Genomic DNA, 14,192 nt, shown 5'->3' with positions numbered 1-14,192 from the left:
AGCCCGATTTGCTCCGCTTATCGACCCCTACGGGGTTGGTTCTGAGCATCTACGTCTGCGACTGCTCTTAGTTTATGCTAACTAATTACGATGCCCCCTAAATAAATAGCGCTTAGGGTCGACGAAACTCGGTGTTATTGTGTATAGTTAGGCCTATTCTCAGGGTAGCATTTACAATACAGAGATTCGGTGAGTACGGTGACGAACGTCTTCCTCCTTTTAATCGCTCCGTTTAGAAGCCCCCGGCTTCGTCGTCCCCTATCGTTGCTCGGTATTCGGCCTAAAAGGCCCGTTATGGGAGCTCCTGAAGCACCCTGGAGATCTCAGGTGCTTTCACGCGATGGATTGGAGGAGCTAGCGCTTGACCTCGCAGAGCAACACACTGGGAACTTTGGCCCCATCCGATCTAAGCGGCTGCTACTTAGCTACAGGGATAATCGTGAAACGCTACGGCGCGTATACCTACGACTAGCGGAAGCTGCTCATCGCGGCGAGACCCTGACAGCCGGATCTGAGTGGCTCCTTGACAACTATCACGTTGTTGAGCGACATGCGGCTGCTATCAAAAAATACCTCCCTTGGAGCTTCTACCGCACCCTGCCCAATTGTCTAACGGGCGACCTGCAGGGATTTCCAAGGGTCTACCAACTTGCTCTTGAATTTATCGTTCACACCGATGCCGCACTAGATCCACAACTTGCCTCAGTTTTTCTGAGCTCGTACCAAACTAAGCTCGAACTCTCCTCAGGTGAGCTATGGGCATTCCCGATTATGTTGCGCTTTGCTCTCCTTGAGAACCTGCGCAGACTGATGCGCGAAGCAGAGAAGGAGCTGGTCGCGCGCCGAGATGTATTCACCCTGGTAGAGCAGGTGCTTGGTGATGATTCCCGCACCGGCACTGAGATTATGGTTGAGCTTGCCGGTCGTCTCAGTGAGCGCGAGAGCTTTCTCCCGCACGGTGCTCTAGAGCTCCTTAAGCGTCTCAGGGGTCGTGGAAGAAAAGCGTTTATGGCGCTCCAGTTTCTAGAAGAAACTTTGCGTGAACGGGGTCTTGATCCGGAAGATCTCTTAAGAGCCGAAGATCACAACCAAGCATCTCGTCAGATATCTGTCGGAAATACCCTCACCTCACTCACCGCAATAGATCAGATGAACTGGCGTGACTGGTTTGAAGCGGCAAGCCTTGCCGATAGGGTGCTCAGACAGGACCCTGCAGGGCTCTATAGCCGCAGCGATTTTATGACTCGCGATGCGATACGACACGAGATAGAGCAGATCTCCAAGCGGCTTAAGATCTCTGATTCAGCCACCTCAGAGGTAGTTCTTAACTGTGCCAAGCGAGCTGCTCTTGAAGCTCCCGGATCGGACGATATCTCACTGGTACAGAAGCATGTCGGCAACTTCTTACTTGGTGATGGACGAACAACCCTCGAGAGGGCCCTAAACTACTCACCACCCCTCCTTCAGCGCCTGCAGCGCCTCCTGACAAACAATGCACTTCTTAGTTATCTAGGTTCAATCCTCCTCGTAACTATGCTGCTAGCCGGATACGTTACTCTATTATCGGAGTGGGCCGAGAGCGCTGTGCCGCTCTTTATCTGCACCATGCTGCTCGCCTTTCTACCGGTATCTGAACTTGCCTCAAGCCTAGTACAGTATCTCGTATCGCGCTGGGTGCCCCCACGCGCCCTTCCAAAACTTAACTCAGATGGCCCGGTCCCCTCTGACTCTAAGACCATCGTTGTTGTACATACGATCTTTAATTCAGCCGCTTCGATTCAACGGGCGATCGATGGTCTTGAGGTCCGTTTTCTAGCAACCGACGACCCTGTGTTTACCTTCGTGCTTATGGCGGATCTCCCCGATGCGCGCTCCGAGCACGCTCAGGGTGACCAACAGATCGTTGCAATGGCGTCTGCTGAGATTGAGGTCCTAAATCGACGTCACAGCCGAAACGGCGAGCAACGCTTCGCCCTATTTTTTCGCTCCCGCAAATGGAATCAAGGCGAGGGGGTCTGGATGGCCTGGGAGAGAAAGCGCGGCAAATTAGAAGAGCTTAATCGTTATCTGCTCGGTGAAACTGACACCACCCTTAGGCTTGTCGTTGGAGATCAGGAGCGTCTTAAGGGGGTCAGATATGTAATTACCCTAGACAGCGACTCGCAACTCTCGCGTGACGTTGCCAAGAAGCTTGTTGCTACCATCTCTCACCCAATGAACCGTCCCATTATCGATGAGAGGGTTAACCGCGTTGTCAAAGGATACGCCTTTATTCAACCACGAGTTACCATCTCACTCACCTCTGCAACGAACTCGTTCTTCTCAAGACTTTTTAGTGGTCAAGCTGGGCTAGACCCCTACACCAGCGTAGTTTCAGAGGTATACCAGGACCTCTTTGGCGAAGGGTCCTTTTGGGGCAAGGGGATCTACGACGTACAGGCATTTGAGCACGTACTGCGGGGTCGTGTTCCCGAGAACGCTCTGCTTAGCCACGATCTATTTGAGGGCTCCTTTGCGCGCGTGGCGCTCGCCTCAGATATCGAGCTCTATGATGATTTTCCCTCGCGCTATATGGCGTATTCAAAGCGTCTACACCGTTGGGTGCGCGGCGATTGGCAGCTCCTTCCGTGGCTCTGGACCTCGGTGCCAACTCGTACTGGGCGTTCGCCAAATCAGCTCTCTTGGCTCTCGCGCTGGAAGATGTTTGATAACTTAAGAAGAAGCCTCCTTCCACCAGCGTCACTTTTAGCCCTGCTTGGAGGCTGGCTCTTTCTACCTGGCGGCGCGCTGGTATGGACCGTTCTTGTGCTCCTCGTAATCTCCTTCCCTGTCTTTACAGGGCTTGCCAGCGTCTTTGCTCTACCAACCGTAGGAATCTCGTTAGGCGGATTCCTTGGAGATATCGGACGTGACCTATGGCGCAACACGATCCGTTCTGGCTGCGCCATCGCTTTCCTTCCACACCAGTCTGGCCTGATGCTAGACGCTATATTCACCACCGTTTATCGAGTCTTTATCAGTAAGAAGCAGCTACTTGAGTGGGAGCCGGCAGAGCGCTCTGAAAAACGATCCCGTAACGAGACACGCGACTACCTGCGTCTATTTGTTCCGGTCATTCTGGTTGTACTAACAGCGCTTGCCTATGCTGGGTATAACGACCCCCAGACCCTGTTCTTCTCGGTTCCAATTACGCTTTTGTGGCTCACCTCGCCCTGGATTGCAGCCTGGGCCTCTAAGCCCTCCGAGACAGTTACGTTACGGGCCTCTGAAGGGGATCGTCGCTACCTTAAGACCGTCTCGTTTGATACCTGGCTATTCTTCGATCAATATCTAAAGGATGAGTACAACTACCTTATGCCGGACAACCTGCAGGTTGTTCCTAAAGAAGTTGTCGCCGAAAGAACCTCCCCGACCAATATCTCTCTATCGATGCTCAGCGTCGTATCGGCTTACGACTTAGGTTTTCTTCCCTTTCACCACGCGGTTGCTCGCTGCTCTAGTATACTCAGTACTATTACTAAGATGGAGAAATATCGCGGGCACCTTTTTAACTGGTACGCCATTCGAGATCTCGCGCCCCTTAGCCCACGCTACATCTCATCCGTCGATAGCGGTAATATGCTGGGTCACTTCTATACCTTCCTTACGGTTCTAGAGCGGGCCTCAACAACACCGGTTATCTCACCTAAACACCTGGCGAGCTTAACGGAGAAGTTGCATCAGGTACTTGAAGAGGGGGAGTCTCTGCCTGAGAGCTCCGTACGCGAACTACGCGCCTTTAGAAACGCCCTCGTTTCACACCCAGGTGAAGATTCGCTTGTCTGGTTCTCAACCCTAGTTTCTAAACAGCAGGTGCTCTACGATCTTCGCGCTCAGATGTCCGAAGAAGCTACATTTAATCCGAGCGCGCTCGATCGTTGCATACGCCTCATGGAGCAATTAACAGCAGCCACCGACCTGCTCGGCTGGATCGCTCCCCTGCGGGAGCTCGTAGCGTTTGGAAGAAGTATAGAGCTTAAACATGGCGTTCAATCCGATCCATTCACTGTTCTTATAACGCATAGCATAGAGCTACTTCAAAAACTCTCCCGCTCCGCTCTTACACCCACACTGCTTTCTAGCGCCGTAGAGGAGCTCCATCAGGTAGTTATTTTAGCGCATGGTTCAACCAACAGCGAACATGCCGGTGCTATTCTTAGAACGCTAGAAGCTGCCATACTGGAAGCCTCCCTTACCCTTAAAGCCACGGCTGATAGCATCAGCTCCATGGACTCACAGCTTAAAAAGCTGATTCTTGAGATGGACTTCTCATTTCTGTATGACGAGGGTCGTGCGCTCTTTACGATCGGGTTTAACGCAGAGCACGCCCGCAAAGATCTAAGTTTTTATGACCTCTTGGCCTCCGAGGCTCGGCTACTAAGCTTCCTTGCTGTGGCGCGCGGCGAGGTGCCGCAGAAGCACTGGTTCTCGCTCGGTCGCTCGCTTACCACCTCTGCCGGTGGCAAGGCGCTCGTATCGTGGAGCGGTACGATGTTTGAGTATCTAATGCCGTTTATCGTCATGCGTGATTTTCCAACCACTATTCTTGGACGCACTGGACGGGCGATAGTCGGAGCTCAGATTCACTATGCGAAGCGCCAAAAGGTTCCATGGGGCATCTCTGAATCGGCTTATAGCGGCGTTGATTTTGAAAAGACCTATCAGTATCACGCCTTCGGAGTTCCTGGGCTTGGGCTTAAGCGTGGACTCTCAGAAGATCTCGTTATCTCCCCCTACTCCACATTCCTTGCGCTCTCATTTGCTCCCTCAATCGGGAGCGCTACAGAGAATCTACGCTACCTTGAGCGTGAGGGCGCGCGTGGCAGATACGGATTCTTTGAAGCCGTTGACTACACACGCAGTCGGCACCTCCGTACAGAGGGCAAACATGTCGTGCAGTCCTTCTTTGCGCACCATCAGGGGATGTCGCTCATTAGCGTTAATAACGTGCTCAACGACGATATCATGTGCGAACGTTTTCATGCGCAACCACTTATAAAATCCGCAGAACTACTTTTACATGAACGCTTCCCGGATCGGGTCTCTACCATCGTTCCGCACGAACCTGAGCTGCAAGCTGTACAACGCGAGGATGACCCTATTGAGAGTCCAGGTCTTGAGGTTGTTTCCTCAGCGCATACCCTTGCGCCCCGTGTTCGTGTGCTTTCTAACGGTCGTTACTCGGTCGTGATTGACTCTTCAGGCGGAGGCTTTAGCAGCTTCGACAAGAACATTATGTTGACCCGTTGGCGCGAGGACCCAACAACAACATCTAACGGCTCATTCATTTACCTGCATGAGGCAGCCAAGAAACGCACCTGGTCGGCTGCATATCAACCTTCCAAGGTTGAACCAAGCTCATATGAATCGATCTTTAGCCCTGGCCGAGCTGAATTTAAACGTTTTGACGATAAGATCTTCGTGCATACCGAGATCACCGTTGCGCCAGAGGATGATGTTGAGCTGCGCCGTATCACGGTAACTAACCTCGGTCATGAGGAGCGCGAGATCGACGTTGTAAGCTACATGGAACCGGTGCTCGTTAATCGGCGCGCCGATACAGCGCATACAGCCTTTAATAAGCTCTTTGTGCGGGCCGAGATCCTGCCCGATTATGATGCCATTCTTTGCTCACGCCGGCCCCGTACAGAGTCAGAGCAGGAGATCTTCTTCTTCCACCGTGTAACGCTCAAGACAAGCTATGCGCCGATTAAGTTCTATACCTCTCGCGCTGATTTTATCGGACGTGGCAAGAGCGCAGCTCAACCGGCAATCTTTGCTGATCTAGGGCAAACTCTCAAGCAGTCTGGCAGCAGTATAGATCCCCTAGCATCATTAGGCTGCAAGATTAGACTAGCCCCCGGCATGAGTGAAACGTTGGTATTCGTAAGTGGCGCTGCGCGCACCCGTAAGGGTGCTCAGAGCCTGATTGAACGGTACCAGGAGCTGATACATGTTAATAGAGCGTTTGAACTCTCTTGGAGCCGTGCACAGGTAGAGCTGCGCAGCCACGCCTACACCGCTATTCAGGCCGACCTGTTTCATCGTCTAGCCGGCTGCCTCGTCTACAACGAGCCCTCTGTGCGTGGGGCTCCCGAGAGCCTCGCCGCTAACCGACTCGGTCAATCTGGACTGTGGCGCTTCGGCATCTCAGGTGACCTCCCGATAGTTCTGGTAAAGATTACCGACTCACGTCAGGGCAAGGTTCTGCAGGAGCTACTCCTTGCGCACCACTTCCTGCGCGAGCGTGGCCTTGAGTTCGATCTGATCGTACTGCACAATAATCCCGGTACATACATGCAACCGCTCGCGGAGGATCTCGAATATCTAGTGCGTTCAAGTACCGCTGGCGGCCTAATTGATCGCCCAGGTGGTATATTCCTCCGTTCCTCAAGTCAGATATCGGAGTCTGAATCGATATTGCTTGAAACGGTGGCGCGCATCGTTATAGTTGGAGAGATCGGCGGGCTGCTAGAGGCCCTAAAAACACCGGCCTTTGAACAGACGCAGGAGGTTGCGCCGATCTCATCTCACAAACGGCTTGTAGCCCCCCCAGAGCCCCAACAGCCACTTCTACTCGAAAACGGCATTGGAGGATTCGCCCCGATCTCTAAGCACTACATCATGCCTAAGATCGGCTCCGTGCGCCCACCCCTGGCCTGGACCAACGTTATCGCCAATCCCTCCTTTGGCTTCCTTGTAACTGAGTCGGGGGGTGGTTACACCTGGTCTGAAAACAGTCGTGAAAATAAACTGACCCCGTGGAGTAATGATCCGATTATTGATCCTCCAAGCGAGGTTGTATATCTGCGCCGTGCAGACTCCGGGGACTACTGGTCGCTAACTCCAGAGCCTGCTGGCGAGGGTCTCGATTACAAAGTTGAGCACGGCTTCGGCTCCTCTAGCTTTAAAACAATTAATGCCGGAATAGAGTCAAAGTTGACCCTGAGTGGCTCGATAACTGATCGGGTTAAATGGTACTCAATTACCCTCTCAAACCTAGAACCAACCGAGCAAAAACTTGAGCTATTCCTATATTGCGATCTAGTACTAGGCGCAGCGCGTGATGATAACTACCGCTTTATATCAACTAGTTTTGATCGCTCCGCGCAGGCGCTCTGCGCCGTAAACTATTATAACAACGAGTTCTCAGGCAGAACCGTAGCGTTCGGTTCTAGTGAGCCGATTGCAAGCTATAGCGCCTCACGCCTTGAATTTCTGGGACGAAACGGCGACCTACGAAAGCCCCTCGTCCTTGAAAAGGGCGCTCAAGTTAGCTTCTTTCCTGCCAAGGCCAAGCCGGTAAAATTATCGACTAAGACCGGTGCTGGCATTGATCCCTGTGCGGCGCTTCAGATTGCAGTTACGCTCAAACCAAAGGAGGAGCGTGTCGTGCATTTCTTCCTAGGAGAGTACCCAAGCGGTGATGCTATGCGGCTCGATGTTGCAAAACACCGCAGCCTTCAAACCCAGCGCATCGAGCTCTCCGGGGTTGAATCGTGGTGGCAAGATCTACTCTCTACCGTACAGGTCACTACACCCAGCACATCTTTTAATACGATGATGAACGCTTGGTTGCTCTATCAGACCGTTGCCTGTCGTCTGATGGGCCGTTCAGGTTTCTATCAAAGCGGTGGGGCGCTCGGCTTTAGGGATCAACTTCAGGACTCCCTGGCTCTGCTCGCCATTCGTCCTGAACTAACGCGCGCACAAATTCTGCTGCATGCTGCTCACCAATTCGTTGAGGGTGATGTGCAACACTGGTGGCATCCCCCAACAGGACGCGGAGTCCGTACCCGTATCTCGGATGATCTGCTTTGGTTGCCGTATGTTGTCAGCCGCTATATCGAAGTCAGTGGTGATTACTCAATACTTTCCGAGTCAGTGCCTTATCTACAGGGTCCAGCCCTTAACGAGCGGCAGATGGAGAGCTACTTTACTCCAGACAGTAACGGCGCTCAGGGGCTACTAATTGAGCACTGCCTGCGCACCTTCAGCGCTACATCGGCTGTTGGGCCACACGGACTGCCCTTGATAGGAGCAGGTGACTGGAACGATGGCATGAACGAGGTTGGAACTCACGGTCAGGGCGAGAGCGTCTGGCTGGCCTGGTTTCAGATCGAGGTAATTAACCGCTTCTCGGCTGTGCTAGATGCTCAGGGTGACCACGACAATGCAGCTCAACTCCGTCAGCGTGCGGTAGCGCTTAAAAACGCGGCGGAAGAGCACGCCTGGGATGGAGCCTGGTATCGCCGTGCCTTTTACGACGATGGTACACCGATCGGAAGCTCCTTAAACGATGAATGTAAGATCGACTCTCTAGCTCAGTCTTGGGCAGTTATTAGCAAAGCAGCCGAGCCTGCTCGCGCCGCTCAAGCCATGCAATCTATTAGGGAGCACCTGATCGACCGTGATGCTCGCATTATAAAGCTCCTTACTCCACCATTTGATAAAACATCTAAGAATCCCGGCTACATTAAGGGCTATCCACCCGGCATTCGCGAGAACGGTGGTCAGTATACGCACGCTGCGGCCTGGGTCATCATCGCCGCTGCCGAGATGGGTCATGGAACTGAGGCGCTAGAGCTATTTGAGTTGATTAACCCGATAAACCTTACCTCGGATACAACCGGCATAGGGCGCTATCAGGCTGAGCCGTACGTTATGTGTGGGGATGTCTGCGCTGAGAAAACACTGGCTGGTCGTGCAGGTTGGAGTTGGTATACGGGCTCCGCAGGGTGGCTCTATCAGGCTGGGCTAGAGCATATTATTGGCCTTAAGGTGCATGCTACCTCATTCACTATCAATCCATGCGTGCCCACCACATGGGATAAATTCTCACTGATCTACAAACGTCAGGGACGTACCTTTCATATCGCAGTATCAAATAAGGCTGGGGTAGAGCGCGGCGTTAGCTCGATTGAGGTCGATGGCAGAACGCTTTCCGGCAGCACAATTGCGTTTGAGGATCCTCTTTATGGAACAGAGGTTCGGATTGCTGTAGAGCTAGCGTAGCAGCAAGCTCTCCTGAATAGCTTTAATCGAATCGCGTCGTTCAGCGGCCAACTCGTACTCCCGTTTTGCAGCGGCGTCAAACATCTCCTTACGCAAAGTTTCTATCAGCCGCTGCGCCTCCTTTGGATCCGCCGGGATGTGAATCCCCTGCTTAGCTTCCTGAGTAGCCGCATCCTCAGAGGCTCCCGCGCCCAGCGCTATCTGCTCTGAACGCACAGCGCTGCGTGGAGTGATGCCGTGTTGCTTGTTAAACTCGGCCTGAATAGTTCGTCTACGATCGGTCTCGGCTACAGCTTCATTAATCGATTTAGTGACCTTATCGGCATACAAGATCACTCGCCCGTTTATGTTACGAGCGGCTCGTCCCATAATCTGAATTAAAGATCTGGTAGAGCGCAGGAAGCCCTCTTTATCAGCATCAAGGATAGCAACTAAGCTGACCTCAACCAGATCAAGCCCCTCTCTAAGGAGATTAATTCCGATTAAAACATCGAAATCTCCACGCCGCAGACCGCGCAAGATCTCGACACGCTCGATGGTGGTAATATCTGAGTGCAGGTAGCGGGCGCGTATTCCAACCTCTCTAAAGTATGCGGCGAGATCCTCCGACATCTTTTTGGTCAACGTTATAGCAAGCACTCGCTCGCCTGCTTCAACGGTCTTTCGAATCTCTGTAATAAGATCATCGACCTGATGAGTGGCAGGACGGATAGATATAGGGGGATCTAATAGGCCCGTAGGGCGATTAACCTGCTCTATAATAATACCTTCACTCTTCTCAAGCTCTAGATTAGCTGGAGTTGCGGAGACAAAAATGGTTTGCCCTGTTTTTTCCCAGAACTCATCGAGGCTAAGCGGTCTATTATCAAGGGCCGATGGCAATCTAAATCCAAAATCAACTAGGGTCTGTTTACGCGAGCGGTCCCCACGATACATGCCCCCAATCTGCGAAATGGTAACGTGGCTCTCGTCAACAACGAGCAGGAAATCCTTGGGAAAGTAATCAAGTAGCGTCGTTGGGGACTCGCCCTCCTTACGTCCGGCGATATGGCGACTGTAGTTTTCAATTCCCGGGCAAAATCCGATCTCGTGCAGCAGCTCAAGATCATACAGGGTGCGCTGTTCTAGCCGTTGCAATTCAAGTAGCTTGCCCTGTGTTAGCAACTCAGGGCAGCGCTCCTTAAGCTCCTTGCGAATGGATATAATAGCTCTATCGACGGCCTCCCGTTCAGTTACGAAGTGGCTGACCGGATATACTGCGCACGAATTGATCTTTTTAAGGGTAGCTCCTGTGAGTGGATCGATCTCTCGGATCTCCTCAACTTCATCCCCAAAGAAAATTATACGAGTAGCGGAGGCATCCTGATCCGAGGGGAAAATATCGATATTTTCACCCCGCACACGAAAGGTACCGCGAGCGAACTCAATATCTGTGCGTTTATACTGCATGTGCACGAGCTGGCGAATAACCTGCTCCCTCGGCGCGATATCGCCCTGCTCTAAGTATAGCATCATCTTAAAGTACTCTTCGGGGTCACCCAGCCCGTAGATACAACTTACGCTTGCGACGATAATAGTATCGCGCGATTCAAGCAGCGCCTTGGTAGCAGCGTGGCGCATCTTGTCGATCTCTTCGTTAATCGCCGAGTCCTTTTCGATATAGGTATCGGTTGATGGAATATACGCTTCAGGTTGGTAATAATCGTAGTAGCTAACGAAGTAACGCACCCGATTTTTTGGAAAGAACTCGACAAATTCGCCGTAGAGCTGTGCTGCAAGGGTCTTATTGGGCGCAATAATGAGAGTCGGTCTATTTTGCTTGGCAATAACGTTAGCTATCGTAAAGGTCTTACCAGAGCCGGTAACACCGAGTAGCGTTTGAAAATTCACGCCCCTCCGTAGGTTCTCATCAAGACTAGCGATGGCTTGTGATTGATCGCCGCAGGGCGAAAACGTGGTTATAAGTTGAAATGGCTCGGGAGCCGGCGCAGGACGTGCCGCTGCTGGCTCACTGTTCACTGCTTACGACCCATCTTTGCAACTGCAATTCGTTCCTTGGCCAGATCGATCGCTACCTCTTCGGTAAATCTGTCCTGACGCTTAGATTCATCCAGCACCTTAACGGTAGTGTGGTAGATGGCGTCAACTCGTTCTTTGACCCACGCAATATTTGGACCACCCTCTGCTAGCTCTGCGCATACGGAGATAACCCCCCCTGAATTAACCACGAAGTCAGGGCAGTACAAGATCTTCTTTGAGTTAATCGTTTCGTATACGGAGCGGTCTGAAAGTTGATTATTCGCAGCACCGGCTATAATCGAACATTTGAGTCGCTTTAGGGTGCTTGCATTGACCGTTTGTCCAATTGCACACGGCGAAAATATATCACACGGCACGTCATAAATCGCATCGGGAGCTACTACAGCAGCATTAAATTCAGAAGCAGCACGTTTAAGCAACACCTCATGGGTATCAGCTACGGTCACGATTGCTCCCTCTTTAGCAAGAAGCTCGACCAAGTACATACCTACATGTCCGATCCCCTGAACGGCGATCCGTTTTCCCTTAAGGCTTCTCTCACCGGAGAATGTGTGCTCAACAGCAGCTCGCATAGCAACGAATATGCCCTGTGCGGTCCATGGTGAGGGATCCCCTGTTCCACCTTTTGCAGGATCTGTTCCAACAACGTACTTTGATTTGGCGCGGATCGCCATGATGTCCCTGACAGAGGTTCCCATGTCCTCCGCGGTGATATAGCGCCCAGACAATGCGTTAAGACATTCACCAAACTTTTGCAGGAGCGCTTCGCGCCCCTCCACGATGTTAGGGTCTGCTATGATTATAGATTTTCCACCACCAAGGGGTAGTCCCGCCAAAGCGCTCTTGTAGGTCATCCCTTCAGAGAGTCGCATTACGTCGTCAAGCGCATGCTCATCATTCTGGTAGAGGCTCATGCGACACCCGCCGAGCGCTGGCCCAAGCGTAGTATCGTGAATCGCTACGATAGCTTTAAGTCCGACATCTGGATAATTAAAGAACACTACCTGCTCGTGTCCGCGCGCCGCACAGGCTTCAAGAACTGACTTGGTCATAGCTATCGATCATCTTAATTTTTTCATCTAGCGTCAACTATCGCTAGACGACCTAAAGAGGATTTCTATAATCCTAGGGTGAGAAATACCTGTATCCGAACCTAGATCTGGACCTGGACATTAGTACTGAGCATTTGGCTCAATCTTTTCGCTAGCCTTAGGATCTTTGATTCCAGCATAAGTTTGTGTTCTACGTTTACATCCTGTTGTAGACACTGCCAATAGTACGACACCGATAATAAGGAGGGAGAGGAGAGCTTTTACTTTCATAGATACCTCGTGCACAAAACTAGAATGCCGGCGCTGAATATATCGTAATGGTCTAAAAATACTCTATAATAATGCCCTGGAGAGGACTTGAACCTCCACACCCTTGCGGACACATGAACCTGAATCATGCCTGTCTACCAATTCCAGCACCAGGGCAGAAATAGTGTCCTTAATGCTTAACACACCCACTATCTGATTGAAACCCGCCCCCTGACCGGCAACGCAGCTCAGGAAAACACCACCCCCTGTGCTAGGGGCATATCGTTGCCAAAGTTAATGGTGGATGTCTGTCTGCGCATATACTGCTTCCAGGCATCGGATCCGGCTTCGCGTCCACCACCGCTATCCTTCTCTCCACCGAAGGCACCGCCGATCTCAGCCCCAGAGGTGCCTATGTTAACGTTGGCGATCCCACAATCGCTGCCAGTGCTTGCTAGGAAACTCTCGGCGTTTTGAATATTTCTGGTAAAGATTGCAGAGCTCAATCCCTGCGGCACTTCGTTGTTGATCATAAGCGCCTGATCAAGATCACTAATCGGCACGACGTAAAGAATAGGGGCAAAGGTCTCTTCGTGCAGAAGCGCCATGCCGGGTTTTGCGCGTACGATCGTAGGTTCAACGTAGAGATCGGATGGCATGCCTGCCAGCACCTTTCCACCGTAGATTACCTCTCCGCCCTCCTGTGGCACACGTGCGATCGCCTGGCGATACGCCTCAACCGCACCTGCATGGATAAGTGGCCCCATTAAGGTTCCCTGCTTTAATGGGTCTCCGATCTTCACCTGTTTATAGGCGGCGACGAGTTGCTCTATAAATGGTTCAACTATCTCCTGATGCACCAATGCGCGCCGAACTGTTGTGCACCGTTGCCCCGCTGTACCGACGGCACCGAAGAGCGTTCCGGAGGTTACTAGCTGCAGATCGGCATCGGGCAGGACTATCACTGCGTTATTTCCGCCGAGCTCAAGGATAGAGCGTCCAAGCCGTGCTGCGACCTTTTGTGCTACGAGGCGCCCCATACGGCACGAGCCGGTTGCAGAGATGCACGGCACTCGGCGATCGTCTGCGAGCTTTTGACCTAGATCGGGCCCATCACCGATCAACAGCGAGAACACCCCTTCAAAGCCTAAGCTTTTTGCAACCTCACGACAGATATTATTAATTGCAATTGCGGTAAGCGGTGTAAGCTCCGATGGTTTCCACACGATAACATCGCCGCACACCGCCGCTATCATGGCGTTCCAGGCCCATACTGCGGCGGGGAAATTAAACGCGGTAATAACGCCGATAATTCCAAGGGGGTGCCACTGCTCATACATGCGGTGGTTACGGCGCTCTGAGTGCATGGTTTTGCCATACAGCTGCCTAGAGAGTCCGACGGCGAAATCGGCGATATCTATAGATTCCTGAACCTCGCCCTCTCCTTCGGAGAGGATCTTGCCGCTCTCGATAGAGATGAGTTTCCCGAGCAGTTGCTTAGAGTCCCTTAGGGCATCTGCGATTTTACGCACCAGAGCCCCGCGTTCGGGGGCGGGGACCTTTCTCCACTCCTTAAAGACCTCAAGCGCATCCTTTATGACCTGCTCGTATGCGGCGTCATCGGCACATATTACACGGCCTATCTCTGCGCCATCTATGGGCGAGGTAACCCGTAGCTGCTTGCCAGAGGAGTTTATGATAACAGATCGGCCGAAAGCTCCCGGATTAAGGGGCTCTAGCCCCAAAGCTGTGATACTCGCGCGCATAAGGATCCCCTAAATAAAAACGGTGCCAATC

General features: G+C 52.2%; 4 protein-coding genes and 1 tRNA gene. 1 reads left to right on the top strand and 4 read right to left on the bottom strand.

The window, feature by feature from the left end:
- Positions 1-294 precede the first annotated feature (294 nt).
- Positions 295-9,054, top strand: a complete 8,760-nt coding sequence (locus NTV65_09185) for a cyclic beta 1-2 glucan synthetase (protein ID MCX6115367.1) — start codon at positions 295-297, stop codon at positions 9,052-9,054.
- On the opposite strand, the gene uvrB is transcribed toward NTV65_09185, so the two are convergent.
- The 4 genes from uvrB to NTV65_09165 all read right to left on the bottom strand — a co-directional run bounded on the left by uvrB (position 9,046) and on the right by NTV65_09165 (position 14,161).
- Positions 9,046-11,073, bottom strand: coding sequence for an excinuclease ABC subunit UvrB (gene uvrB, locus NTV65_09180; protein MCX6115366.1), 2,028 nt, complete (start codon positions 11,071-11,073; stop codon positions 9,046-9,048). The genes NTV65_09185 and uvrB overlap by 9 nt on opposite strands.
- Complete coding sequence (locus tag NTV65_09175) at positions 11,070-12,146, bottom strand: amino acid dehydrogenase (protein MCX6115365.1); 1,077 nt, start codon at positions 12,144-12,146, stop codon at positions 11,070-11,072. Before NTV65_09175 ends, uvrB begins: the two co-directional genes overlap by 4 nt.
- A gap of 342 nt (positions 12,147-12,488) precedes the next feature.
- Positions 12,489-12,572 (bottom strand) — tRNA-Leu (locus NTV65_09170).
- 71 nt (positions 12,573-12,643) lie between these two features.
- Entirely contained in the window at positions 12,644-14,161 is a 1,518-nt protein-coding gene (locus NTV65_09165) for an aldehyde dehydrogenase family protein (protein MCX6115364.1), read from the bottom strand.
- Positions 14,162-14,192 lie beyond the last annotated feature (31 nt).

The sequence above is a fragment of the Pseudomonadota bacterium genome (genome assembly GCA_026390555.1).
GTDB lineage: Bacteria > Bdellovibrionota_C > UBA2361 > UBA2361 > OMII01 > OMII01.
This window is presented reverse-complemented; position numbering and strand designations above follow the sequence as displayed.